At 50.3% G+C, this 22,689-nt stretch carries 30 protein-coding genes and 1 tRNA gene; 23 read left to right on the forward strand and 8 right to left on the reverse strand.

From position 1 onward, the window contains the following. The first annotated feature begins 717 nt into the window (after nt 1-717). The 13 genes from infC (at nt 718) to B9Y55_RS09770 (ending at nt 12,306) form a co-directional block, all read left to right on the forward strand. The gene (gene infC / locus B9Y55_RS09710; RefSeq protein WP_085545164.1) at nt 718-1,296 is read left to right on the forward strand and encodes a translation initiation factor IF-3; all 579 of its coding nucleotides are present in this window, start codon (nt 718-720) and stop codon (nt 1,294-1,296) included. Nucleotides 1,297-1,331: 35 nt separating this feature from the next. Continuing rightward, on the forward strand, nt 1,332-1,532 hold the full coding sequence (rpmI, locus tag B9Y55_RS09715) for a 50S ribosomal protein L35 (protein WP_085545165.1): 201 nt from the start codon (nt 1,332-1,334) through the stop codon (nt 1,530-1,532). Between the two features lie 32 nt (nt 1,533-1,564). Beyond that, entirely contained in the window at nt 1,565-1,918 is a 354-nt protein-coding gene (rplT, locus tag B9Y55_RS09720; RefSeq protein WP_085545166.1) for a 50S ribosomal protein L20, read from the forward strand. Between the two features lie 63 nt (nt 1,919-1,981). Further along, the gene (locus tag B9Y55_RS09725) at nt 1,982-3,247 is read left to right on the forward strand and encodes a TrkH family potassium uptake protein (protein WP_085545167.1); all 1,266 of its coding nucleotides are present in this window, start codon (nt 1,982-1,984) and stop codon (nt 3,245-3,247) included. Between the two features lie 12 nt (nt 3,248-3,259). Then, nucleotides 3,260-3,946, forward strand: coding sequence for a potassium channel family protein (locus B9Y55_RS09730; protein ID WP_085545168.1), 687 nt, complete (start codon nt 3,260-3,262; stop codon nt 3,944-3,946). 9 nt (nt 3,947-3,955) lie between these two features. Beyond that, the gene (pheS, locus tag B9Y55_RS09735) at nt 3,956-4,996 is read left to right on the forward strand and encodes a phenylalanine--tRNA ligase subunit alpha (protein WP_085545169.1); all 1,041 of its coding nucleotides are present in this window, start codon (nt 3,956-3,958) and stop codon (nt 4,994-4,996) included. Further along, nucleotides 4,997-7,384 carry a phenylalanine--tRNA ligase subunit beta gene (gene pheT / locus B9Y55_RS09740; RefSeq protein WP_085545170.1) on the forward strand — a complete coding sequence of 796 codons (2,388 nt, stop codon included), beginning with the start codon at nt 4,997-4,999 and terminating at the stop codon, nt 7,382-7,384. Between the two features lie 30 nt (nt 7,385-7,414). Further along, complete coding sequence (locus B9Y55_RS09745) at nt 7,415-7,708, forward strand: hypothetical protein (RefSeq protein ID WP_085545171.1); 294 nt, start codon at nt 7,415-7,417, stop codon at nt 7,706-7,708. Between the two features lie 17 nt (nt 7,709-7,725). Then, on the forward strand, nt 7,726-7,983 hold the full coding sequence (locus B9Y55_RS09750) for a hypothetical protein (RefSeq protein ID WP_085545172.1): 258 nt from the start codon (nt 7,726-7,728) through the stop codon (nt 7,981-7,983). Continuing rightward, nucleotides 7,980-8,504: a CvpA family protein gene (locus B9Y55_RS09755; RefSeq protein ID WP_085545173.1), complete on the forward strand. Its 525-nt coding sequence runs from the start codon at nt 7,980-7,982 to the stop codon at nt 8,502-8,504. The genes B9Y55_RS09750 and B9Y55_RS09755 overlap by 4 nt, the downstream gene beginning before the upstream one ends. A gap of 1 nt (nt 8,505) precedes the next feature. Further along, on the forward strand, nt 8,506-10,854 hold the full coding sequence (locus tag B9Y55_RS09760; protein ID WP_085545174.1) for an endonuclease MutS2: 2,349 nt from the start codon (nt 8,506-8,508) through the stop codon (nt 10,852-10,854). 54 nt (nt 10,855-10,908) lie between these two features. Next, a tRNA-Arg gene (locus B9Y55_RS09765) sits at nt 10,909-10,985 on the forward strand. A gap of 196 nt (nt 10,986-11,181) precedes the next feature. After that, entirely contained in the window at nt 11,182-12,306 is a 1,125-nt protein-coding gene (locus B9Y55_RS09770; protein WP_085545175.1) for a tyrosine-type recombinase/integrase, read from the forward strand. A 35-nt stretch (nt 12,307-12,341) separates the two neighbouring features. Here the strand turns inward: B9Y55_RS09770 and B9Y55_RS09775 are convergent, their stop codons facing one another. Both B9Y55_RS09775 and B9Y55_RS09780 read right to left on the reverse strand, forming a co-directional pair. Beyond that, nucleotides 12,342-13,223, reverse strand: a complete 882-nt coding sequence (locus B9Y55_RS09775; protein ID WP_085545176.1) for a DNA adenine methylase — start codon at nt 13,221-13,223, stop codon at nt 12,342-12,344. A 51-nt stretch (nt 13,224-13,274) separates the two neighbouring features. Continuing rightward, on the reverse strand, nt 13,275-14,636 hold the full coding sequence (locus B9Y55_RS09780) for a hypothetical protein (protein ID WP_085545177.1): 1,362 nt from the start codon (nt 14,634-14,636) through the stop codon (nt 13,275-13,277). Nucleotides 14,637-14,689: 53 nt separating this feature from the next. Here B9Y55_RS09780 and B9Y55_RS13625 point away from each other — a divergent pair, with 53 nt between their 5' ends. Continuing rightward, nucleotides 14,690-14,824, forward strand: a complete 135-nt coding sequence (locus B9Y55_RS13625) for a hypothetical protein (protein ID WP_268753300.1) — start codon at nt 14,690-14,692, stop codon at nt 14,822-14,824. Nucleotides 14,825-14,847: 23 nt separating this feature from the next. Here the strand turns inward: B9Y55_RS13625 and B9Y55_RS09785 are convergent, their stop codons facing one another. The 6 genes from B9Y55_RS09785 to B9Y55_RS09810 all read right to left on the reverse strand — a co-directional run bounded on the left by B9Y55_RS09785 (nt 14,848) and on the right by B9Y55_RS09810 (nt 19,092). Continuing rightward, nucleotides 14,848-15,561 (reverse strand): hypothetical protein, encoded by a 714-nt coding sequence (locus tag B9Y55_RS09785; RefSeq protein WP_085545178.1) that lies wholly within the window; start codon nt 15,559-15,561, stop codon nt 14,848-14,850. 116 nt (nt 15,562-15,677) lie between these two features. Beyond that, complete coding sequence (locus tag B9Y55_RS09790; RefSeq protein ID WP_143340896.1) at nt 15,678-16,391, reverse strand: hypothetical protein; 714 nt, start codon at nt 16,389-16,391, stop codon at nt 15,678-15,680. A gap of 77 nt (nt 16,392-16,468) precedes the next feature. Then, nucleotides 16,469-16,870 (reverse strand): ImmA/IrrE family metallo-endopeptidase, encoded by a 402-nt coding sequence (locus B9Y55_RS09795; RefSeq protein ID WP_234986209.1) that lies wholly within the window; start codon nt 16,868-16,870, stop codon nt 16,469-16,471. Nucleotides 16,871-16,941: 71 nt separating this feature from the next. Then, the gene (locus tag B9Y55_RS09800) at nt 16,942-17,385 is read right to left on the reverse strand and encodes a Fic family protein (RefSeq protein ID WP_085545181.1); all 444 of its coding nucleotides are present in this window, start codon (nt 17,383-17,385) and stop codon (nt 16,942-16,944) included. Nucleotide 17,386: 1 nt separating this feature from the next. Beyond that, entirely contained in the window at nt 17,387-18,424 is a 1,038-nt protein-coding gene (locus B9Y55_RS09805) for a DNA-binding protein (RefSeq protein ID WP_085545182.1), read from the reverse strand. 20 nt (nt 18,425-18,444) lie between these two features. Further along, nucleotides 18,445-19,092 carry a helix-turn-helix domain-containing protein gene (locus B9Y55_RS09810; protein ID WP_327078439.1) on the reverse strand — a complete coding sequence of 216 codons (648 nt, stop codon included), beginning with the start codon at nt 19,090-19,092 and terminating at the stop codon, nt 18,445-18,447. A 148-nt stretch (nt 19,093-19,240) separates the two neighbouring features. Here B9Y55_RS09810 and B9Y55_RS09815 point away from each other — a divergent pair, with 148 nt between their 5' ends. The 9 genes from B9Y55_RS09815 to B9Y55_RS09845 all read left to right on the forward strand — a co-directional run bounded on the left by B9Y55_RS09815 (nt 19,241) and on the right by B9Y55_RS09845 (nt 22,689). Continuing rightward, the gene (locus tag B9Y55_RS09815) at nt 19,241-19,480 is read left to right on the forward strand and encodes a helix-turn-helix domain-containing protein (RefSeq protein ID WP_085545184.1); all 240 of its coding nucleotides are present in this window, start codon (nt 19,241-19,243) and stop codon (nt 19,478-19,480) included. A 44-nt stretch (nt 19,481-19,524) separates the two neighbouring features. Then, a complete protein-coding gene (locus tag B9Y55_RS09820; RefSeq protein ID WP_143340897.1) occupies nt 19,525-19,722 on the forward strand; it encodes a hypothetical protein in 198 nt (65 codons plus the stop codon). Further along, entirely contained in the window at nt 19,719-19,922 is a 204-nt protein-coding gene (locus B9Y55_RS13060; protein WP_143340898.1) for a hypothetical protein, read from the forward strand. The genes B9Y55_RS09820 and B9Y55_RS13060 overlap by 4 nt, the downstream gene beginning before the upstream one ends. A 211-nt stretch (nt 19,923-20,133) precedes the next feature. After that, nucleotides 20,134-20,271 (forward strand): Arc family DNA-binding protein, encoded by a 138-nt coding sequence (locus B9Y55_RS13065; protein WP_143340899.1) that lies wholly within the window; start codon nt 20,134-20,136, stop codon nt 20,269-20,271. A gap of 5 nt (nt 20,272-20,276) precedes the next feature. Further along, entirely contained in the window at nt 20,277-20,582 is a 306-nt protein-coding gene (locus tag B9Y55_RS09825; protein WP_085545186.1) for a hypothetical protein, read from the forward strand. Nucleotides 20,583-20,585: 3 nt separating this feature from the next. Further along, nucleotides 20,586-21,653 carry a ParB N-terminal domain-containing protein gene (locus B9Y55_RS09830; RefSeq protein ID WP_085545187.1) on the forward strand — a complete coding sequence of 356 codons (1,068 nt, stop codon included), beginning with the start codon at nt 20,586-20,588 and terminating at the stop codon, nt 21,651-21,653. Further along, nucleotides 21,643-22,101, forward strand: coding sequence for a hypothetical protein (locus tag B9Y55_RS09835; RefSeq protein ID WP_085545188.1), 459 nt, complete (start codon nt 21,643-21,645; stop codon nt 22,099-22,101). The genes B9Y55_RS09830 and B9Y55_RS09835 overlap by 11 nt, the downstream gene beginning before the upstream one ends. A gap of 16 nt (nt 22,102-22,117) precedes the next feature. After that, entirely contained in the window at nt 22,118-22,360 is a 243-nt protein-coding gene (locus tag B9Y55_RS09840) for a hypothetical protein (protein ID WP_085545189.1), read from the forward strand. After that, nucleotides 22,351-22,689, forward strand: coding sequence for a helix-turn-helix transcriptional regulator (locus tag B9Y55_RS09845; RefSeq protein WP_085545190.1), 339 nt, complete (start codon nt 22,351-22,353; stop codon nt 22,687-22,689). Before B9Y55_RS09840 ends, B9Y55_RS09845 begins: the two co-directional genes overlap by 10 nt.

Below are 22,689 nucleotides of genomic sequence, written 5' to 3' on the forward strand. Positions count from 1 at the left end.
CCATGTCTATGGCTCTCGATGGTCAGATTCTCTTCCTGGATGGGGCGACTGAATAGTTACGCTCCAGGAAGGGCTGGCGATAGGGGACGTAACCAAGGTCTATTTTGCCGCAGGCCTCCATTTCCCCGACGATGTTGCCCAAAGCATATCCGACGCTTTGGAGAGCATGAGGTCTAACGGCAAGATGGACGAGATACTTAGCCGTTGGAGATAGCCCTTGCGTGGTATCCTTTTTTCTGATATACTCCTTTGAGTCTCAGAACAAAGAAGGGCATCCCCTCACCTGGCGACGCGTATGCAGTTGTCTGGTCACTGGACGATAATTTAATATCCTTGTTTCGGGGTATTTTGTCGTATAGTGGGGATCGGTCTTTCCGATCCCCACTTTTTCTATTAGGCATCTCTAAAAACTCACCTTTGAGTCCCCTCGGAGAGACCGTCCCGCCTGCGCCCTGGCCCAATCGTATACTCGACCTGCCTGTTCCGTACGAACCGCCTCGGAGGGCACGTCCTGTGCCCCCTCGGCTTGGGGCGACGTCCTGTCGCCCCATTCGTACTACACAACGGCATGTCGAGTATACGGGCTCAAATGGGCTACGTCGGAACGATCTCTCCGAGGATCAGCGTTTTTAGAGGTTCCCTATTGACGTATTGTAAGGGATATCCTGGCTTTTGGGGCCTGGATTAACTATTATTAGAAGGGATCGGTGAACCGCCATAGCTAAGAAACTTCCTGACGAGCCGAGAGTCAACGAAGAGATAACAGTAAAAGACGTCCTGTTGATAGACGACCAAGGGGTCAAGGTCGGGGTTATTCCGACGGAGCAGGCCATCGAACTGGCTGCCTCCAGGGAGCTTGACCTAGTAGAGGTCGCTCCAGGAGCGACTCCTCCGGTGTGTCGTATTCTCGATTACGGCAAGTTCCGTTACCAGCAGCAGAAGAAGGAAAAGGACGCCCGGAAAAAACAGAAGACCCAGACTCTCAAGGAAATGAAGATGCGTCCTAAGATCGACGAGCACGACTATAACTTCAAGACCAAGGCCATCAGAGGTTTCCTGGCTAACGGCCATAGAGTCAAGGTGTCCATCTTTTTCAGAGGCAGAGAGATGGCCTTTCTGGATAGAGGAAAAGAGGTTCTCGACAGAGTTGCCAAAGACTGCGAAGATCTCGGAAAGTCCGAGGGCTTCCCCCGGATGGAAGGTCGGTTCATGAGAATGATGCTCACCCCTATAGCATCTCCTAAGAAAGAATCAGGTTCTAACTCCTCTGATATCGCTAAAGACTCGGAGGATTAGTCATAAAGTAATTTAAAAGCTAAGGAGGAACTTCCATGCCTAAGATGAAGACCCACTCTGGTGCCAAGAAACGTTTTTCTTTCACCGGTAGCGGAAAGGTTTCCTACAAGAAAAGCGGTCGTGCTCACCAGCTGAGGACCAAGGACGCCTGCAGAATTCGCAGGCTCCGCCAGGACGGTATAATGACCGATACCACCGCTATAGAGACTATGAAGAAACTCATGCCCTATGCCTGATAGGCAGAACCATTATCGAGAGGTGAGATAATATGCGCGTCGCAGCTGCCAGCTCAAGCGATAGAAAACGCAAAAAGCTGTTTGCAATAACTAAGGGATATTTTGGCCGTAAAAAGAACGTATACCGTAGAGCCAGGGAGGCTTTTCTTCACTCCCTGACCAGGATGTACGCCGACAGAAAACTTCGTAAGAGGGATTTTCGTCGTCTCTGGATCACCAGGATCAACGCCGCCGCCAGACTTAACGACATCAACTACAGCAACCTTATAAACGGCCTTAAGAAGGCCAATATCGACATCAACCGTAAAATGCTGGCCGATCTGGCTGTAAACGACATGCCCGCCTTCGAGGCCCTTGCCGCCAAGGCCAAGGAAGCCCTTGGATAAGAGGTAGTGAGGACTTACAGCTCTATACCGGTCGAACGAGCTATCGCAGGAGGGTTCCTATCATTGATATTGATAGGAACCCTTCTGCTATGGGGCTTTAATCGCCTGGAGGGGATGGACCTTTCCCTACTGGACGCTTTTTTTACCTCAACCTCGGCGGTGTGTGTGACCGGTTTAGCGGTAGTGGATACCGGTGCCGATTTTGCCGTCCCCTCTCAGGTCGTGCTTCTTCTGCTTATCCAGCTAGGCGGTTTGGGGGTCATGACCGCGACTACCTTCATGTTTATGCTCCTTAGGATGCGTATAGGCATAAGGCAGAGGATTCTATTCGCTGGAGGTATGGGACTGGATGGCCCTTCCGGTGTGGTTCGACTGGTGTTGCGTATAGTTAAGATTACCTTTTTGATAGAGTTTGCGATGTCGATTCCCCTCTTTTTGGGCTTTCTTGAGCGGTTCGACTGGAGGACTTCCCTGTGGTACTCGGTTTTCCATTCCATAAGCGCCTTCTGCAACGCCGGTTTTTCCCCTTTCAGCGATAGTTTAGGGTCTTTTACCTTCAGTTGGCTGGTTCCAGGGGCGGTGATGATCCTTATCGTCCTGGGAGGGGCGGGGTTCGTCGTTCTAGGGGATCTGTGGGAATGGATCAGAGGTGGCAAAAGAAAGCTCTCGGTTCACTGTAAACTGGTCCTTTTGACGACTTTATGGTTAATACTTATCGGCACCTGTTTTTTTCTCGTTATGGAGTGGGACGGAGCTCTCGCTGGAATGTCTCCGTTTATGAAGCTATGGAACGCTCTTTTTTGCGCTATTACGCCTAGAACCGCTGGGTTTAACACTATATCCATGGAGTCTCTCTCGGCACACTCGTTTTTTATGGTTATGATTTTGATGATAATAGGCGCTTCTCCTGGTTCCACCGGTGGTGGCATAAAGACAACGACCTTCGCCCTGTTGGTATCGTCGGTGTTTTTCAACACCAGAGGGAGTTCCCGGCTGGTTCTATGGCATAGGACGGTGCCCCAGGAAACCGTACTGAGGGCTATGATGCTTTTTTTTCTATACCTCATGGCTATAGTGATCGGGGTTTTTGGACTAGGTACGTTAGAAAACCTTTCTTTCAAGGCTGTCGTCTTTGAGGTGGTATCCGCACTGGGGACCGTAGGTCTTTCAACGGGAATAACGGCGGATCTCTCCTGGGCGAGCAAAATCTTATTGGTGATCCTGATGTTCTGGGGACGAATAGGGGTTATGACCTTCATGTTTAGCCTTATAGCAAAAGACGATTGCGATAAAGTAGGCTATGTCGAAGTTTCCGTCCCCATAGGATAGAGGTGTTTTTTTTTGAGCAACGAAAATAAGACCTACTTCGTCGTAGGGGTCGGGCGTTTTGGACTTTCCCTTTGCTCCAGGCTTGTGGCCTTAGGTCAGAGGGTTGTAGCCGTCGATAGCGATCCGTCCAAGGTCGCCGAGGTAGCCGATCTGGTGGATTACGGCGCCCATCTGGACGCTTCCGACGAGGAGGCTTTGATAAAAGCGGGGGCTAAGGAAGCGGACGTGGCGGTGGTAACCATAGGGGAAAATATAGAGGCCAGCATCATGGCTACGGCTATATTAAAGGGCCTGGGGATAGAGAAGGTGGTCTCCAGGGCTCAGACCTCCATCCACGCCAGGGTACTGGCTAGGGTAGGTGCCCACAGGGTAATCTTCCCCGAGAGGGATATGGGGATAAAGGTCGCCGATCAGTTCGTAAATCCATGGCTATCGAATTTTTCTCAGATCCCCGGAAACGGCTATATAGTAGGAGAGCTGGTCCCTATGGGCAAAATGCTGGAGAAGAGCCTTATAGATCTGGATTTTAGAAAATCCTTTGGGGCAACTTTGCTCCTTATCGAGAGGGATGGACGTAAGATTTTCCCCGAGAGGGACACGAAGATCCTGTCCGGTGATCGTCTGATGGTGGTTGGTGAAAAAAATAGACTCGCTGAGTGGATCGAAGAGGTCGCAGGCGAAGAAGAGTCAGGAGGTTAGAGGTCAACTATGGGAGATATAGACCTTCAGTTAGATGATTTAAGGGCCCAGTTCAGGGCGGAGATAGAAGGGGTAGGGGATATGGAGGTCCTTAAGGATCTCCGGGTAAAGTATCTCGGAAAAAAGGGGCAGGTTACCTCCCTTCTGAAATCCTTAGGAAAGCTTCCCGCCGAGGAGAGGCCCCAGGCCGGTAAGGTCATAAACGACCTTAAAGAGGAACTGGAGTCGATCCTTTCCGATCGGTGTGCCGTAGCGGAGGAGGAGGCCCTCACCGCAATGGAGCTTAGGGATTTTGTGGACGTGACCCAGCCTGGAAGGGGCCGTCCTGCCGGAGGAGTCCATCCGGTGATGCAGGTCATGTACGACGCCGCGGAGATTTTGGCGGGATTAGGCTTTTCAGTGGCCTTAGGACCGGAGATAGAGGACGATTTTCACAACTTTGAGGCCCTCAACATCCCTCCCCATCACCCCGCCAGGGATATGCAGGATACCTTTTACTTCGACGACGGCAAGCTGTTGAGGACCCATACCTCCCCGGTTCAGATAAGGTCCATGCTCTCTATGGGAGCTCCTATAAGGGTGGCCTGTCCTGGGAAGGTGTATCGAAGGGACAGCGATCCGACCCACTCACCTATGTTTCACCAGATAGAGGGGCTTTTAGTGGAAGAGGACGTCTCTATAGGCGATCTCAAAGGATGTCTGGAGACCATGATATCCGCTATTTTCGCCAGGCCCCTTAAGGCCCGTTACAGGGCTAGCTACTTCCCCTTTACCGAACCCTCTATGGAGGTCGACATAGAGTGTATAGCCTGTTCGGGGGAGAACCCTGGATGCAGGATATGTAAAGGTACCGGCTGGCTGGAGATAGGCGGCATGGGTATGGTCCATCCTAATGTCCTTCGGGCGGGAGGCATAGACCCGGAGAAATTCAACGGTTTCGCCTGGGGCATGGGGCTGGATAGAATCGCCATGCTTAAGTACGATCTCAGAGACCTCCGTCCTCTTTTCGAGGGAGATCTCTCCTATCTTCTCTCTGGGAGGAATAGATAAATGCTGGTGTCCTGGAATTGGCTCAAAGAGCTTGTGGATCTCTCTCTGGACGTTCAGACCGTGGCCGACAGGCTTACCGTTACGGGAAACGAGATAGAGTCCATAACCCGCCCCTGCGGCGATCTTTCAGGGGCGATTGTGGCGGTGGTTTCGTCTCTATATCCTCATAACTCCCAATCTCTCTCCGTTGCTGAGCTGGATACAGGGTCTGGGATACGTGTATGTGTTACCGCAGCGACCAACTTAAAAGAGGGGGACATGGTTCCCTACGGTCCTCCAGGGTCGGTTCTAGCCGATGGCTCCGTTCTTGGGGAGAGGGACTTTGACGGTGTAATAAGCCAGGGTATGATGCTCTCCGCTCAGGAGTTAGGCGTCCCGGATATAGCCGACGAATACGGCATTCTGAGGCTTCCTGAAGATGCTCCTGTAGGGGCTGATGTAGCGTCCTACCTTAAGCTGGACGACCGTGTTTTAGAGCTTTCGGTTACCCCTAACAGAGGGGATATGCTCAGCATGAGAGGGATCGCCCGGGAGGTTGCGGCACTGTTCCCCGAGGCCTCTTTGAGGGATAGAGACGAACCGGTATCTTTAGGACAGCCTAAGTGGCCGGTGGACTTCAACGGAATATACCTGGAGGACGATGGATGCCCTGTCTACGCCCTTGGGATGGCGGATAAAGTCAAAATAGGATCCTCTCCCCTTTGGGCCAGGATCCGTCTGGCTCTGTCGGGATTAAGGCCGGTGAACAACGTTGTCGACGCCACCAATATGGTTATGCTGGCCCTGGGGCAGCCTCTCCACGCCTTCGACGCCGACAGGCTTCCCAGTCCCTGTATTTCCGTTCGGTCCGCCCGGGAAGGGGAGACTTTTACGACCCTAGACCACAAGGAGAGGGCCTTGACCTCCTCCGATTTGGTTATATGCAGTGGGCAGACCTCCGTGGCCCTCGCTGGGGTTATGGGAGGGCTGAACTCGGAGATCGAGGACGGCACCTCCAGGATATTTCTTGAGAGCGCGTCTTTCGACGCTGCGAGAGTAGGAACTACTTCCCGTCGTCTAGGTATTCCCAGCGAGGCCTCCTATCGCTACGCTCGAGGTGTGGACGTAGAGCTTCCCGAGAGGGCTCTGTGCATGGTTATGTCTCTGCTGTCCTCCTGGGGGTGTGCCTCAGTGGCTCCTGGAGCGGTGGTTGCCAGACGAGGCGGAAGAGACCCTATTTCCGTTACCCTCACGGAGAGGAAACTTCATCGCATCGCTATGTGGTCCGATATGGATCAGGCCTCGTCTATTCTGGATCGGCTCGGTATGGGCCTGGTTTCTCAAAAAGACGGTGAGATGACTTTCTCCGTCCCCTCTTACAGGCCGGATATCTCTATAGAGGAGGACCTCATAGAGGAGATAACCAGGATTAGAGGTTACGATTCTATACCATCCAGGATTCCTGGTTGCGATCACGGACGGGGGCAGATCGGTCCTGTTTCCTCGTCGATGAGGGATCTGAGGTGTCAGGCGATCTCCAGAGGATACGTGGAGATAGTTTCCTATAGCTTCCATTCACCTCGTTACAGGGATATTCTGAGATTATCGGACGATCCAAGAGGTGATATGATACCTCTAAAGAACCCCCTCAGCGGAGAGCTTTCCATGATGAGGTCCACCATGGTTCCCGGTTTTATAGAGTCTCTTCAAAGGACGTTGAAATCGGGGTGGCGGAGCTCCGTAAGGCTTTTTGAGATAGGAAAGGTCTTTTCCCCTGACGGTTCATCTACCTACGAGAGGGACCGGGTTGCCGGTATGGTGTATCCCGGAAGGGACAGGAGAAGTCCCTATGGCCCAGGCTCTTTCGACGATCTGCTTTCCGTCAAGGCGGATGTGGAGGCCCTGGCCCTTCAAAGAGGACGGTCCTTTCAGTTTGTCCAGGCCCGTGAGCCCTTTGGCCATCTTGGGCAAACCGCCCATATCGTGTATGATGGTGCGGTAGTTGGATTTCTCTCGAGGCTAAAGCCCTCGGTGGAGAAGGAGCTTGACCTAGAAGGGCCTGTCTACTGCTTCGAGTTCGATCTGGCTCCTCTGGTAGGGGAGGGAAACCTGTCTTTCTCAATTTCCTCGTCTTACCCACCAGTTTACAGAGATATATCCCTTTTGGCACCTATGAATACGTCGGTGAGGCAGGTAATGGACGGCATAAGGGAAATAGCCGGTCCTCTACTGGATTCGGTGGCGCTCTTTGACGTCTATATCGGTAAAGGCGTGCCCGAGGGCAAGCGGAGTCTGGCCTTTTCCATGTCCTACAGAAGCTCTGAAAAGACCTTACAGGACGAGGAGGTCGATGGACTTCACCGTCAGGTCAGGGCTGGTCTCGAGAGTATAGGTTACGTTCTGAGATAAAAACTTAAACCTTCATAGGAGGAATGAAAGATGAACCTGGAAAACATGGAGCAGCTTATCGATAGTCTAGGAGAAAGGCTTAAGGCCCTCAGGGAATCCAGGGACCGATTGAAGGAGGAGCTGGAGCAGGCAAAAAACCAGCTGAGAGAGAAGGAAATGGAGCATATCCGTCAGGAGAAAGAGAGCCAGAGACGGATAGAGCAGCTCGAGAGGGATAAGATGAGCCTTCAGAAGGAGAAGTCCAACCTTGAGTCCAGGATGGGGTCTATGTTCGGAAAACTCAAGAATCTGGTGCCTACGGAAGGTACCGATAGCAAAGGCTAGAGGGGAGATTAGGTCCTTTGTCGGAAAAAAGCCGCCAGGAGACAGTACAGATAGGTCGGTTTAGCTATAACGTCGAGACCTCCATTGACCGTGAAACCTGGTCCAGGCTCATGGCTTTTACCGACGACGTTATATCAAAGACGGACTCGAAAATGCCCTCCGATCGCAGGCTTCTTCTGGCATGGCTTAACCTGGTCTACTGGGTAGATACCCAAAATGGCCGCCTTAAAGATATGCTGGACTCGGATTCCGATGATAAGGAGGATGATCGATGAGCCTTGCCATGGTGGTGGATCTGGTTTTTCTTTTTGTTACAGCGATCCTGGTGGTGAGAGGGCTTCTGAGGGGATTTCTGGGAGAGGTGATCTCCCTGATGGCGACGGTCGGAGGGGTGCTTCTAGCCCTTCGATTCGCCGATCAAGGAGGGGAGATGGTACTGGAGTTTCTCCCCGAGATCTCCTCTACCGTGGCAAAAGGCGGGGCCATGGTCGCTATTTTCGTGGTGACCGCCCTTATCGGCGCTATCGTCGGTAAGCTGTCTAAGGCTTTTTTGAGCCTCGCTTCTCTCACCTTTCTAGACAGATTGTTAGGTGTGATGGCAGGCATGATAAAGTCCCTGGCGATCCTGATGGTGCTTTTCGTCGTATTAAACCTTTCTGGTCCTCTCGTGCCCAGGGATTTGGCGGTAGAGAGCAAGGCGTTGGCTTTGGCCAGCTCTATATGGCCCTACGTCGCTCCCTACGTTATCAGCTCCGGTCTCATACCGGAGCCTGCGACTACAGGATCGGTGCTTTGATATGTACGTGTCAGACAGTGTTTTTGAGGTTTTGGAGATAGAGAAGATACTGCACCAGTTCGCTTCGTCAGCCCGAAGCGAACTGGGCATTTTTATGCTTAAAAACTCCGAGCCTATGGTGGATATGGAAACCGTTCGTCGCCGCCAGAGGCTAATAGATAACTATAGGCGTTTTCTCTCCCTCTACGGGGCCCTTCCGTGGGTCTCAGGTATAAAAGAGATAATGGGTTTTGTCACTGCTGGCTTGGAATCGGGGATGATGTCCGGGGAGGAACTGGTTTTAGTGAGAAACCTCCTCGAGCTTGCGACCAGGATCAAAGAGTCCCTCTACGCCGCTAAGGAGGATTTTCCCGAGCTGGCCTCCCTAGGGAGGAAGGTCAGGGATTTTTCGGAGGAGATCGAATGTCTTTCCGTTTTGGACGATAAAGGGATCCTTGAGGACGGGGCATCTCCTAAGCTGAGAGACATCAGGGATAAGCTTTCGGATCTCAGAAAAAGGGTCCGAAAAGAGGGTAACTCCATAATCAACGGCTCTGGAGCCCATATGCTTCAGGAGAGGGTCCTGTCCATAAGAAACGGACGATCGGTGGTCCTGGTTCGTCAGGAGTTCGTCGGCCGTTTTCCGGGCATACTGGTTGACAGGTCGTCTTCAGGTAACTCGGCCTACATGGAGCCTAACGTGATTATTCCTCTGAACAACAGAATAGTCGATATTCGTCAGGACGAGCTGGAGGAAGAACGGAGAATCCTGAGAGAGCTGACTTCTATGATAGTTTCCAGAAGAGGGGCTATCGACGATGCCCAGGAAGTGGTGGCTACCGTGGATATGCTCTACGCCGTTTCGGAGGTCATGGATAGAAAACGGTGGATTTTACCGGACATGGTGGATTCCTCGGGGTTCAAGTTTTTTAGCGTCTATCACCCTATGCTAGGAGATGGAGCGGTGCCTATAGACGTCCGCTGTGGAGGTCCCTTCCGAATTCTAGTTGTGACAGGCCCTAACACCGGAGGAAAAACCGTTGCCCTCAAGACCGTCGGGGTTGCGGTGGTTCTCGCCTGGAGTGGACTTCCAATTCCCGCCATGGAGGGAAGCCAGGTGGGGCTGATATCAGCACTTTTTGCGGATATAGGCGATGAACAGAGCATAGAACAGAGCCTATCCACCTTCAGTGCTCACCTCAAAAAAGTGGTTCAGGTCCTTGACGAGGCGGACGAGAAGTCCCTTATCCTGCTGGACGAGTTAGGTGCCGGTACCGATCCTCAGGAGGGAGCTGCCCTCGGGGTGGCCCTTCTGAAGACCCTGAGAAGAAGGGGTTCCCTGGTTCTGGCCACCACCCACCATAATCCTATAAAGAAATTCGCTACAACCGCAGAAGGGGTTGAGACGGCCAGCGTCGATTTTGACCTTCAGACCCTTACCCCGACCTATCGGCTGATAATGGGTATACCGGGTCAAAGCAACGCTTTAGCCATAGCGGAGAGGTTGGGAATGCATCAGGAGGTCCTTATAGAGGCGAAAAAAGCCCTAAAGACAGGCGAGGCCTCGGTAGAGGTTATGATAGGAGAGCTTCAGAAGAAGACTCTGACCTTAGAGTCCCTTGAGCGTTCCTTGAGTCAGGAGAGGACCTCTATCGAGGAGGAAAGACGTAGACTACAGTCTGAGAGAAAGGACTTAGAACGACAGAAAAATCGCTCTCTGGTCAAGGCGGACAAAGAGGCGGAAAAGATCGTCGAGGAGGCCCAGAACAAGGCCATAGAGATGCTAAAAGGGCTGGATCAGGCGGCTAGATCGGCGGCCCATCGGGAGCTTGGTAAGCACCGTGAGGGCCTGGCTCGGTCTAAAGAAAGGTCAAGGGTACGTCAAAGCGCCCTGGAGGCAAGAGAGATACTCGAGAGAGACCCTGTCTCACTGAAGGCCGGTGACGTAGTCCAGATATCCGGGTCGTCGGTTCCCGGGGAAATACTCTCTCTGGAGGGTAAGAAAGCCCTGGTCCTCATGGGGGGGCTTAAGGTAGAGGTCGATCTAAAAAAACTGGTTCCCAGCGATAAAAAGATAAAATCCGAGGTGTCCGGGCCGGTGTTGTCCGTCAGTCGCCCTGTAGGAGTGCCCAGCTCTATCATGGTCAGAGGGATGACGGTGGACGAGGCGATGCCTCTCGTCGCCGACTACCTGGATAAGGCGGTAAGAGCTGGATACGGCGAGGTCACGGTGATACACGGCAGAGGCGAGGGGATCCTCCGTAGAAAGGTTCAGGAGCTCTGCCGCAGGCTTCCTTACGTCTCCAGTTTCCGGCTCGGAGAAAACGGCGAGGGAGGCTACGGAGTGACGGTGGTCAACTTTAGAGAGTAGCCAGACACTTGACCTATCGCCTCTTTCGATGTATCCTGTCACGGTGGTTTACGTGCGCCTGTAGCTCAGCCGGATAGAGTGCTGGCCTCCGGAGCCAGAGGTCGTGGGTTCGAATCCCGCCGGGCGCGCCACTTGCTACTTTAATCTAAGATCATCAATACGAAAAAGTACGACAAAGCCCGCAGATGCGGGCTTTTTTGCTATACTGACAGTGACGTTGGGGTGTTTCAATTTGACTAGGTTCGACATCTAACGACACCTCACCGGACATAATACCGTACAACGTCTTTTCTTACACCGTACAACGTTAACGGGGGAGGAGTCAGTATGCTTACCGATATGGCCCTGCGCAGGGCGAAGGCCCAAGAGAAAGCTTATTTGCTCACCGACGAACGAGGGCTTTACGTGGAAGTTCGGCCGACCGGCCGGAAGTTTTGGCGGCTTCGCATATGGGAGAAGGGCAAGGAGAAGAAAAAAACTCTTGGCGAATATCCCAACGTATCCCTAGCCGAAGCCAGGGTCATGAGAGACAAGCTAAAAGGTGGGGCCTTGGCAGATACCGACATAGACGTCTCCTTTAAGCAGGTGGCGTTGGAGTGGATCAAAAACAAAGTCCAGGGTATTCAGACGGATAAAAACGCTAAGCTCGTAGAGTCCAGATTGAGCCAGTGGGCCTTCCCTGTGATCGGGGATAAGCCAATGGTCCAGATTACCCCTCGGGACGTCCTCGATGTCCTGCGCCCTATAGAAGCGGAGGAGAAGCTTGAGACCGCCCGGCGGGTGCGTCAGATAATAGGCCAGGTTTTTCGATATGGGGTAATCACCGGACAATGCGAAAGAGATATAACCCACGACCTTCAGGGAGCCATCAGGCCGCCCAAAGTGACCCACATGCCTACCCTTACCTCTCCTGAACAAATAGGAGGCCTCCTGAGGGCTATAGATACCCTAAAAGGCCAAATCAAGTATACGGTGCTGTTCCAGATCTACACCGCCGTAAGACCGGGGGAATTGAGACTGGCAGAGTGGGCCGAGATCGAGGGAGATCTGTGGCGCATCCCAGGAGAGCGTATGAAGATGAGACGCCCCCACTGGGTGCCACTGTCAAAGCAGGCTGTGGAGGTTATTGAAAAGCTGCGTGTGATATCGGGGCGATCGAAATACCTATTCCCCGCCGTAAGGGATAAAAAACGTCCTATGTCGGATATGACGGTGAACGCAGCTATCAGGCGTCTCGGGTACAGGAAAGATGAGCTTACAGGGCATGGTTTCCGAAGCATGTTCTCAACGGTGGCCAACGAGAATAACTGGCCACCGGACATCATCGAGCGGCAGCTGGCTCATGTCGATAAAAATACCGTTCGGGCGGCGTATAACCACGCTGAGTATATGCCCCAGCGGAGGGAGCTTTTGCAGTGGTGGGGAGACTGGCTGGATGAGCAGAGAGGATAAAAACGAAGGGCCACCCATCGGTATAGGGGGGCCCTTTATACTGCTACTTGTACGTTTCTCATGCACCCGAATGACTGCTTTTCATTGGCTTTTTGCGGGAAAGAAAGTCCTTCTGATACTGCCAAAAACTCACTCCCATCGGCCTTTTCTTGAGCGGTATAGGACAGAGAGTAAGTCAATGATTTGTAGTCCTTATAAAGAACGCGGATCTCTGGCGTATTGTCGTAAGAAATTGCCCAGGGTATCGTTATTCTTTCTAGTGCTTGGGAAACTGTTTTATGGTCATCAGGCCCATAGAAATTATCGTAAAGGCCCTGCCCTTTTTTGTAGTATGGGGGATCTAGATATAAAAAATTACGTGAGTCCTGAGGAAGCTGCTCTATCAGTTTGACGGCATCCATGCGCGTTACCTTTATCTTATCTCTCTTTGCTGCTATGTTTTGGATCCTCCTTACAAGCTCGTCTTTTTTAAAACGAGCGTCAAGCTTCCACTCTCCCTCTTGATTTTTCCCTCCGATAACCCCCCCTTTGATAATCCCCGACCGGTTGGTCCTGTTCAGGAAAAAAGTTGAGAAGGCTAAGTCCATGGATCCAACCAAAGAAGAGGCGTTTGCCTGAATTTCCTTTTGCCTAAACCATTCTTCCATAGACACGTGGGTGTCATGTATCTTCCTAGATAAGGCTTCCGTATGGTTTAGAACTGCATTCCAGAAGGAGAAGACCGAAGCGTTTAGATCGTTGATGTGTATTGTCGATGCATATCCATCAAAAAGCAGCTGGAGAGCAAGTGCAGCCCCTCCTGCATATGGTTCAATGTAGTTGATCCCTATAAGGTGATTGGCCTCTATAAGGTTTTCTATGAATGGAACAAGCTTTCTCTTCCCGCCTGGATACCGGAGTGGCGTATAAAAAGGCATGTAATCACCTCCTCCCCGCTATCCTATCACGGAAATAGGCGTTTGGGCATGCTACTTTTGATCCCATAATTTTTCTATAAAATCCGACAGAGTGTCCCATGTATTGTTAAGAGTAGTAGGGTCAACTATCATTTTAGAGTTATGTACATATGCGTTTAATGTCTTTGTGGAAAAAAAACTGGCAGGGTTGCTAGTCATCACTTTTATAGGATGTATTTGATTTTCGGTCATCATATTGTTTTCTTCCATGTATTTCATGCATGTATTTATTTTTGCGTGCAGTGGGGTATTGTCATTGAAATGAAGCCCGCTTTTTTGCATAAATCCTTCTAAGCTTAATTCAAGAAACACTCGAATAAGGACTGCGCACGCATTAGGATGTTCTCCAGAATTTAGCTTTTTCAACTCCCTAAAGATGTCGTTTGTTCTGTGTTGGTCTATTGAGAGTTGGAAACTCGATGGGATAAATTTCTTTCTGTTGCTAGCTGATGGCTTGGTCCTTTTTTTAGTTTTTGTTGTCGATTCAGAATTTTCAGGAGTGGTCGAGGAGTTATCTTGGGAATGCTTTGACTTGTTAGGCTCCGTTTTTCCCTCAGAATTGGTCTCTAAGGACCATTCCTCTCCTTCGATAGAGGGTTTTATACCCAGTCCCTCAACGTAAGCTAAGCGATCCTCCCTCTGTTTGATTCGGTTCAAGGCCCCAATTTGGGACAAATCAGCAACAACTTTTTCCATTAAGGGTTTGAACTGATCTGGAGGGACTTTAGTCCTTATAGGATTAGTACCTGTAATTCCAAGAGTTTCTCTTACTTCTGGAGTTCCTAAGAGTCTTTGTAGGTTGGTTATAGGGTAATCATTGTCTATTTTTACTCCGTTTTTCCCTAAAAAATCAAGAATTTCTGTGGCATTTTTATTCTTTTTATTCCCACCTGATTGCTCGAATCTGCTTTTGGCTCTCGCACTCCATTGGACAACACCTTTGCCTTCGTTTTCTCCGGTATGTTTAAGGCTCATCCATCTGGTAGCATCTTCTCTATTGCTAAAAACAACACAGAGAATTTTTTCGAAAGACTTTTTATCAAGGGCGAGGATATTTTTCTTTTTTATTTCTAATGCAGTTTTGTCTAGTAAGGATGGATTATTTAGTATTTTTAATGCTAGTATCCTTCTATTGCCCTCGACTACAGTGAATTTTTCTCCTCCATTATCACTGTCAACGTAGACCGCAATGTTGTCGAGAGGGCTTAGATCATTTTTTGAAATGTCAATTGCTAGGTTAATGATTTTGTCGCCTTGATCTTGAATCAATGCTTCAATAGATTTTTCTTGTGTTAGCTTTTCTCCGGTTCGATAATTGCTAGTATCAAGAAGAATATCGTTAAGGTTTATGCTTTGTATTTTTGTTGTAGGCATTAAGATCTCTCCTTCTTGTTAAGCAATAGGTCTGTTTGGATATAGAACTTTTGGTGAGTGTTTTTTCAAAACTCAATCCTAACTTCCCCTCTCCCAACCACCGCTGCCCCCGTCGGACCCTTCAGCGTCATCCCGGCGTAAACTTGGTGGTGAAGTACCTCATGGTGGCGTTAGCCTCGATCTCCTGAGGGGCAAGTAAACAGAGTTGAGTTTATTTGCGACATCTCGCTTGACAGACTCTGATCTCTTTAGGTGCGTTTCTATAGGCCCTAGCTTCTACAATAAAGCAACTCGAAGAAGGGTGGCATCTTTGAAAGATTGTTTCTCTTGTAGTTTCTTCAGCTGCACTTGTTATGTCTTTTTTTATTCCGTCTAAGCTAGTGCAAGCATTTACGATATATTTAGGGCTATCGCTGGGGATGGATTTATATACGTCTGCTAGTCTTTCTTTAAATTTTTCCCTCCCACCCTCTTGCCATATTTTATTAAAAACATCATGTTTTATTTTTTTGTTCGTTTTATTTTGTGTTAGTCCTAGCGAACACTGATATTGAATTGCATTGATGAGATAGATATAGCATTTCCCCCACTTATCCATTTGTATCGTCATGCTTTTGATGAAATAGTTTTTTATGTTCTCGCCTGTTTTCCCTTTGGCTGGACGGGGTTTGTTTATGGAAGTGGCTTCTGTTAATAGAAAAAATTCGGCTACATGGGGAGATTCTAAGATTAAAATGAAAACAGGTTCTTTTTTATTTTTTGATGTTTTTTTATAACGCTTAAGTTTGTAGCCCCCATTTTCCTCCTCTACAGAAATCCACTGATCTTCGCACTTGCAGTCACAGAACAATGGAGCGTCTATATTTTCAGAGTACCTGTCGAGTATCCTTTTCACGGTTTCTTCGTATCTCTCTTTGTCTTCCATTGCCTACCTCTCCTCCGATCTACTTTCTGCCCCGGCCAAGCTGATGTTCTCCTCTTCTCGAAGGATGCCTTAAAGGAAGAGTCATGAATTGCTTTTGAGGTTAAGATCCTGTTTTATTATTTCACAAAAATGATGTCTAATAGTTCCCAGTCATCGTTGCCCCTATAGTGCATCTTAGCAATGTAGTATGTGCGGATCATTGCCCCCATAGGGTTTTGACTGTCGACATAAGATTTTATTACCCAAGTGGAATCATCTAATTGCCTTGACTCCCTATCAATGAAAGGAAATTTGGCAGTCGATGGGCACTTTAAATAGTCTTTTACAAAATTTTTCGACCATATGAAGGCTGCTATTTCATCTCCTACATCTTCTTGGGGGACGTATGGCTTATGCTGTTCCCTTGCCGGAGGTTTTACCTCAACTGGCTGGGGCCTGTCTGCCGTCGCCAAAGATACGGCTATCGCGAGCGGGATCAGCACAGCTAATATTGCCCAGTCGCCTTTGCCCCCCACAGAAAGAGGCTCCCCTCCAAGGAGTCCTTCGGAGGAACCCTGATCGTCTCTCCCATAAAGGATTTGACGGACCAATTCCCTGGTCTTTGGCGTAGGCCCCTCTTTAGTGATTGCGCGGGAGATCTCTTTGTACTTTTTGTCTGAGATTATTTTTGCCTCTCGGACCTTGTAGACGATGTGGAGTAGCTCAGGGACGCTGATGTCCTCAGAGACATGATAGGCTTTGAGAGGAGCCCTCTTGGCCTCCTCTAACTTGCCCTGTATATATCTCTTTGCAATAATTATTCCTACTGGGATAGCTATCATAGAAACCATTAAGATGGCAGTCCATAACATGAGACTCATCTCCTGCTCGTACTAACCCCTACCCAAATCCGCCACCCCTGGCGGTGTTATCCCCCAAACTCCTCCAGCCTGATCTGCATAGCCAGAGGGCTAACTCCGAAGATCTGCGCCAGTTGCCTTGTGTCATGCTGATGCCTTATCGATTGCAGAGCCGTTTTAGGCATTAGCAGTTCTGCCGCAAAAGCGTTGGCGGCCTGTTCTTCCCAGGGCGTCCATGCCTCTGGTGAGTCCAGCGAAAAGGCCGCCTGATGCCCGAGGACGTAATGTCCCAGCTCGTGGGCTATGGTGAAGCGACGACGTTCGTAGGGTAGGGCGGTGGAGACCAGGATTATCTTTCGGTCTCCACGTATAAAGAGGGTTCCATCTATGTGGGTAGCCTCGCTATGGCATATCTTAATCCCCAAACTCCGGCAGAGATTGCCCAGGTGAATGGGGATCATCCGCTCCATCCCATGTTTACTCAGCAAGTTTCGGGCCATGACCCGGATTCTGGTTCCGTTATTCCTCATGCTTGCCCCCGTTAGCTGTCTGCTATGGCATTGATGGTTCGTAGCTTTAAGGACTCGTCTTCGTCCTCGTAGATGAAATCCGTTACTATATCCAGCAGCAATGCTTTGTCGATCTTTCCCGCCGCAACGTTGGCACTGATGTTTTCCATCTCTCGGATAAACCTGCTTGCGCAATACAGATACCCATTATCCAGCAACATCTGGGCACATAGAACTATGGCCATCCTTTTGTTCCCATCTTGGAGCATATGGAACTTGCACACGGAGAAGAACAGATGGGTAAGTTTTTCTTCCATGGAGGGGTAAAATCCGTCGTCCTGGATAAACTCCAATACCTTCTCCAGTCGCTCTTTGCCATCGCCGATAAAACCGCAGCTACCACCTCCGCTTGCCTCGACGGTCTTCTGGTAGGTCTCTATGACCCGATCTATCGTGAGGTAGATAATTTTGCCCATGCTAACTGCGTTCCTTGAGGCGTTTCATGACATCGCTGGTCTCTTTCAGCCTTTCAGCAAGCTCCATGCTCTTCTCGCCCAGGAACCGCTCGAATTCTTCCCGACCGAGTGGCGTAATATATTCCTCTAGCTGGAGATGTAGAGCGTCCCGGAAGACTAGGTCTCTGCTGGCCATCTTGCGCCGTGCGTTATCTATGAGAGGCTTCCAGTGTGGCTGTGACTCAAAGTCGGAAAAGAGGGCGTCCGCCTCCGCCGGAGTCAGGCAACGTCTCTTTGCGTTGGATTCTTCTCGTAATTTCGCCGCAAAGCCACATTCGTAAGAGGCGATCAAGTCCAGAATCTCCGAGTACAACGTGTCCCTCAGATTTTCCTTCGTTGCCAAACTGAGGATCTTTCGGTATTCAGCGGCCTTCTCCTTGAAGATGCTGACGTATATCTTGTTGGTGTAGTTGGGGTACTTGAAGTTCCCTGCGGAGACGCAGTCTTTAAGAGCGTTGGTGAACTCCTTCCGATAGCTGCCCTCCTGAAAGGATGAATGGATAAAATCCTCGTCTCGCTGGTTTATGTACTTGGTCCCTCCGCCAGCTCGAAAATTGATCGTATCGATGACGATATCAAGGATCAGCTGCCGCAGAAGTTTTGCCCTTTCGCTTTCTGTTACAAGCATCGCCAGGTTTAGAAATGCCCGGAAATCGAAAATACCCAGCTGAGAAATCTTCTTGATGCTCCCGAAATCTATTTCGGGAGCATCCATCTCCGAAAGCTGTTTTTTCAGTGATACCAATGCTTTGCCACGCAAAACGACATAGCCGTTGGAATAAAGCTCTTCTTTGTAGTCTTGAAGGTAATTCTCTATTGTTCTAGTGTCTATTTCTAGGAACTTAGCTACCTGTTCTTTGAGCAACACAAACTTATTCTCGAACGGTATGCCGTTGATGCCGGTGGCTTTCTCTATCTCTGCCAAGGCAAATGAGTTGTTCAGTATATTTTGCCTGTCTACCTTTGACTCCACCAAACTCCTCTTCTCAGCTTTTGTCATAAAAATACCCCTGTTCCCGCCTAGTATTCGTCGGTGTGGTCCTCGAGTTCTATCTGGCCTAACGCCGCCTTGAAGAGGGTGACTAGAAACTCTCTATCCTTGGGCGCAAGCCTGGTGGCGTTCTTGGCCACTCTCCTGAATTTCAGCACGATATCTGGGTCCTCTGCCGCTAGCATCTTGATCAGAGTCTCCAGATCCTCCTCGCTTTGCCCCTTCTTTTCAGTCCCGTGGTTTTCCCCATCCCGCATCGACAGATATCGCCCATAAGCCTTGATGAGGCGATCCTTTATCTTGTCGTCCGCCCGATCCTCGTAGATCTCCATCATCTCCAGATCTTCAACAGGGAGGTTGATAAGAGCGGCCGCGGCTTCCAAGGATAGCCCCGTCTGTTCCCTCATCGGGCGAAGTATTCGGTCCTGCCCCTTCGTTGCGCCAGCGGGGGAGGGGTCGTCGGTTTCGCCGTTGAGATATGAGGAGGTTGTCTTTAATGCCTTGGCGATCTCTACCAAAGAGTCAGCATCAGGGACCCTTTTCCCTCCCTCATAGTTAATAACCGTATTCCTGGAAATCCCCGTGATATCAGCTAGATCTTTTTGGTTTAGACCTGCTTTTGCCCTTAAGCTTTTCATCCTTTCCGCTAAAAAGCCCCCCATGAATTCACACCCCATTCTATAAATAGATTGTCGCCAATCGTAGGCAAAACGCAAGAAGAATATCTTGTGCTTTTGGGGTTGACATACGTATGCTTTGGGTGTATTGTCTCATCAAGGCACACGATAGTGTGCTTAATAGGTTCTAGGAAAGGAGGTGTGAGAAGTGATTGACTGGGCGAATATCCTTACTCTTGCAAGGAGTAGGGCAGGAATAACCCAAATTCAGGCAGCAGAAAAGACGGGGTTATCAAGGAACACAATCATAAACTTTGAGAAAGGGCGTCGAATCCCAAGAGCTGACGATCTTGAGCTTCTGGAGAAGGCTTATGGGCAAACCTTTATCGATCTATCGGAATTAAACCCTACGTCCCCCCGGGATCAGGAGGAGATAGCATCGTCCTGATCCCAGAGACTAGGGGAAAGTTTCTAGTGGGGGAACTTAGGCGGGTGGTGGAGCTTTTAGCCAATCTAGCACTCCGTAGCGACGAGCCAGGGGAAGTGCTGGAAATGGCCCAAGACATTGTGGACGGCTTCGCAGACGAGGAAGCGACACAGGCGTTCGTGGAGACTCTCCGGCTGTTCGTCGCCGTGGCGAGCCAGTTTCTGGGAGCTGTGGAGGTTAGAGAAGGGAGGGTGAGCGCATGAAAGAGAAAACCCCCGCAAAGAGCGGAGGCGTTCAGTTCACAGCACGACTACAAGAGGACACGATAAGGCGGTTGCGGTTCATCGCCGCTGACTCAGGAGAGTCTATCAACGAAGCCCTTAATCGTCTTCTTCTGGCGGCAATGGGAGAGTGCCGTATTTCTGTTCCCAACGATCTACTTTCTCCTGGACAGCCTCAGTAATCAAGTCGTTCTGAGATACGTTCTTAAACGCCGAAATCACTCGGATCTTCGTGTGAAGATCGTCAGGGAGACGTAACGTGATCTGGGACATTCCGCTCACCTCCTAAAAAAGATTCATTGACTCATTGACACCATACAGCGTATCGGTGTATAGTGTCCAGTATCATAGACACCAAAGAGTCATTGACACCAAGGCAAGGGAGGTGCGAACATGGAAGTCGTCGTTTCGACCCTGAGATGGCCGGTCGAGGTTTACCGGGAACTCAAAGCTAAAGCGGAGCAGGATGGCAAGTCCATCAACCAGACCGTGGTTGAGTGCGTCAAGGCAGATATGGAGAGAGGGAGGTAGGGAGCATGAATAAAACAGTATACAGTTCGGATGAAGCAAGAGAGGCTCTGGAAGGCGTTTTGGAGGGGCTGTCAGGAAACATAAACGGGGTGGTTATCGCCATAGATACAGACAGCCATCTTGGGATAGCCGAGTACGGGGACTCTTTGACGACAATAAAGATGCTGATCAGGGTAATCCAGGCGCAGGTAGAAAGCACTCCGAAGGACATAAGGATCAACATATATGAAGAATACAAGAACCAGCTGGACAGAATGATAGAGGAGGAGAGGTCTAGCGACATTTCCCCTCGGGACAGAGAGGAGATGTGAAGCATGACCCAAGAGCCATTCAGGATACAGCCTGATTTACAGGCGTACATAGACCCACTCTCGGAGGAAGAACTTCGGATGTTGGAAGAATCGATCCTTGCGGAGGGGGTTAGAGATCCCCTAGTGGTCTGGAAAGAAGAAAACGTCTTGGTGGACGGTCACCATAGGAAATCCATCTGCGACAAACATGGAATCTCATACTCGGTGGTCTATCGGTCCTTCGAGTCAAAAGAGCAAGCGAAGGCATGGATGGACCTGAACCAGCTGGGACGACGCAACCTATCCAGAGATCATCGGAATGAGCTTATCCGGCGACTGGCGGCTAATGGAGTAAGGCAGAAGGAGATTGCGGAGAAGGTGGGGCTTACGAGAACGGCAGTAAACAAGATAGTAGGGGGTGTGAAAAACTCACATTTACCCGACGAAATAAAAACCCTAAACCTTAACCAAACCTCAGCATTAGCGGAACTAGCAAGGCTCCAAGCGGAGATAGATAGCCTCCTCACGACGAAGAAAGAGAACCAGACCACCGTTGAATACCTGCGTCGGAAGCTGGCAGAGAAACCGCAGGAGATCGAGGTCACCAAAGAGGTCACCAAGGAAGTGGAGGTCGTGAAAGAGGTCCTGCCGATGGAGACCCAAGAGAGGTTGAAGCTCCTGGAGGCAAAGGAACGGGAGGCAACGGAGAAGCTCAGGGAAAAGGAGCGGATAGAGAGGGAGTTGCAGAAAGCCCAGCATGAGTTGAACCAGTATCGCTCCGTCGAATCGGATCTGAAAGCCATGGAGAAAAAGAAAGCCCGGCTGGAGGAGGAGATCCGGAAGGTCAAGGAAGAAAAGGCTTGTAGCGTAACAGAGGTCACCTTCACCAGGATTATCGATTCCATAGAAAAGGCGGGGATGGTCAAAACGATGGTCACCAACATGGCAGAAGAGGGGACCTTAACGGAACAGCAGTTGGACAGGCTTTCAAGGTGTTTACAGAACCTCATAGCAGAGGCTAAAGACGCTCTAATTGTGGCAGAGACGATGCGCCCAAAGGCATTACGTGGAGGTGGGATACGTGTTCTCTAGGAAAGGATTGACGCCCAAGAAGATAGACGAGCTGATCAAGTATGGCAAGGAACCGGAAGGCCTGACGACAGATCTAGCGGTTATAGCCTGTCAGGAAGCATTTGCAACCCTCTCGGACACGGAGGCCAGGCATATAGCCCAAAGCACGATCATCAGAAGTCTCCTTCGTGATCTGGGGATGGTCTCGGTAATAACCGCCGGTGGTGTGAGAGCCTACAGGGATTTTGATTCCCTCTCCTCTCGCGAGCTCCTTCAAATCAGGAGCCAGGCAAACAGCCAGATCCATCAGGGACGAAAGAAATTTGAGATGGCCACAGACAAGATCAAAAAAGTGGCCGAGGCCGCCGCCAAGGATAAGGCCAAGGGGCAAGGGCGATTCTTCACGCCAGAGGAGATCATCAGGCAGGTAGAGAGGGAGCTACAGCAAGGGCAGACAGATGCTATGTAGAGAAGGAGGTGGCCTCATGAAACCGGTCAACAAGGCATATCGCAGATACTCCAACACCATGGCGATCCACGTGCAGGGGAGAGTAGTCGCCCTGGCAGACTGTGACACCGCTAAGGCCGTCCTGGCGGTAGCTAAGGGCATGAGCGAAGAGGCCACGGTATATGACCTCTTCAACAAAACTAAAGAGATGGGACTCCATTCAGACGAGCTTTGGGAGTGGGGGTTGCCAGAAAGAAAGGAGGCCAGACCATGGGATTAGATGCGGCCTTGAGCGAGACGATGAAAGATGTGCTGATGCCACAGTTTGAGGCTCTTTTGTCGGAGATGCAGGTAATGAAAGAGGCTATTGATTCGTTGAGGCAGGAGATCGACTTTATCCGTCACCCCGACCGGATCATCAAGAAGAAGGAGGCGGCGGAGCTATTGGGAGTTTGTAGTCGGGAGATCGAGCGGATGGTGGCTAGGGGAGACCTACCCCAGATGAAGCTAAACGGCAATAAAAACAGTCCAGCTCTTTTCTACAGGATGGATGTTCTCAGGCTGCTGAAGGTTCCCGAGCCCAATAGGGATATCACACAAAGGAGGTAA

Source organism: Dethiosulfovibrio salsuginis, from assembly GCF_900177735.1.
GTDB lineage: Bacteria > Synergistota > Synergistia > Synergistales > Dethiosulfovibrionaceae > Dethiosulfovibrio > Dethiosulfovibrio salsuginis.

Bases quoted from the DNA above. Each gene is read 5' to 3' on its own strand.
- B9Y55_RS13060 (WP_143340898.1), top strand. From the start codon at position 19,719: ATGAAAGAGAAAACCCCCGCAAAGAGCGGAGGCGTTCAGTTCACAGCA.
- B9Y55_RS09845 (WP_085545190.1), top strand. From the start codon at position 22,351: ATGGGATTAGATGCGGCCTTGAGCGAGACGATGAAAGATGTGCTGATG.
- B9Y55_RS13065 (WP_143340899.1), top strand. From the start codon at position 20,134: ATGGAAGTCGTCGTTTCGACCCTGAGATGGCCGGTCGAGGTTTACCGG.
- B9Y55_RS09780 (WP_085545177.1), bottom strand. From the start codon at position 14,636: ATGCCTACAACAAAAATACAAAGCATAAACCTTAACGATATTCTTCTT.
- B9Y55_RS09770 (WP_085545175.1), top strand. From the start codon at position 11,182: ATGCTTACCGATATGGCCCTGCGCAGGGCGAAGGCCCAAGAGAAAGCT.
- rplT (WP_085545166.1), top strand. From the start codon at position 1,565: ATGCGCGTCGCAGCTGCCAGCTCAAGCGATAGAAAACGCAAAAAGCTG.
- B9Y55_RS09795 (WP_234986209.1), bottom strand. From the start codon at position 16,870: ATGGAGCGGATGATCCCCATTCACCTGGGCAATCTCTGCCGGAGTTTG.
- B9Y55_RS09745 (WP_085545171.1), top strand. From the start codon at position 7,415: ATGAACCTGGAAAACATGGAGCAGCTTATCGATAGTCTAGGAGAAAGG.
- B9Y55_RS09830 (WP_085545187.1), top strand. From the start codon at position 20,586: ATGACCCAAGAGCCATTCAGGATACAGCCTGATTTACAGGCGTACATA.
- B9Y55_RS09840 (WP_085545189.1), top strand. From the start codon at position 22,118: ATGAAACCGGTCAACAAGGCATATCGCAGATACTCCAACACCATGGCG.
- B9Y55_RS09755 (WP_085545173.1), top strand. From the start codon at position 7,980: ATGAGCCTTGCCATGGTGGTGGATCTGGTTTTTCTTTTTGTTACAGCG.
- B9Y55_RS09775 (WP_085545176.1), bottom strand. From the start codon at position 13,223: ATGCCTTTTTATACGCCACTCCGGTATCCAGGCGGGAAGAGAAAGCTT.
- pheT (WP_085545170.1), top strand. From the start codon at position 4,997: ATGCTGGTGTCCTGGAATTGGCTCAAAGAGCTTGTGGATCTCTCTCTG.
- pheS (WP_085545169.1), top strand. From the start codon at position 3,956: ATGGGAGATATAGACCTTCAGTTAGATGATTTAAGGGCCCAGTTCAGG.
- B9Y55_RS09810 (WP_327078439.1), bottom strand. From the start codon at position 19,092: ATGGGGTGTGAATTCATGGGGGGCTTTTTAGCGGAAAGGATGAAAAGC.
- B9Y55_RS09805 (WP_085545182.1), bottom strand. From the start codon at position 18,424: ATGACAAAAGCTGAGAAGAGGAGTTTGGTGGAGTCAAAGGTAGACAGG.
- B9Y55_RS09825 (WP_085545186.1), top strand. From the start codon at position 20,277: ATGAATAAAACAGTATACAGTTCGGATGAAGCAAGAGAGGCTCTGGAA.
- B9Y55_RS09790 (WP_143340896.1), bottom strand. From the start codon at position 16,391: ATGGTTTCTATGATAGCTATCCCAGTAGGAATAATTATTGCAAAGAGA.
- rpmI (WP_085545165.1), top strand. From the start codon at position 1,332: ATGCCTAAGATGAAGACCCACTCTGGTGCCAAGAAACGTTTTTCTTTC.
- B9Y55_RS09800 (WP_085545181.1), bottom strand. From the start codon at position 17,385: ATGGGCAAAATTATCTACCTCACGATAGATCGGGTCATAGAGACCTAC.
- B9Y55_RS09760 (WP_085545174.1), top strand. From the start codon at position 8,506: ATGTACGTGTCAGACAGTGTTTTTGAGGTTTTGGAGATAGAGAAGATA.
- B9Y55_RS09785 (WP_085545178.1), bottom strand. From the start codon at position 15,561: ATGGAAGACAAAGAGAGATACGAAGAAACCGTGAAAAGGATACTCGAC.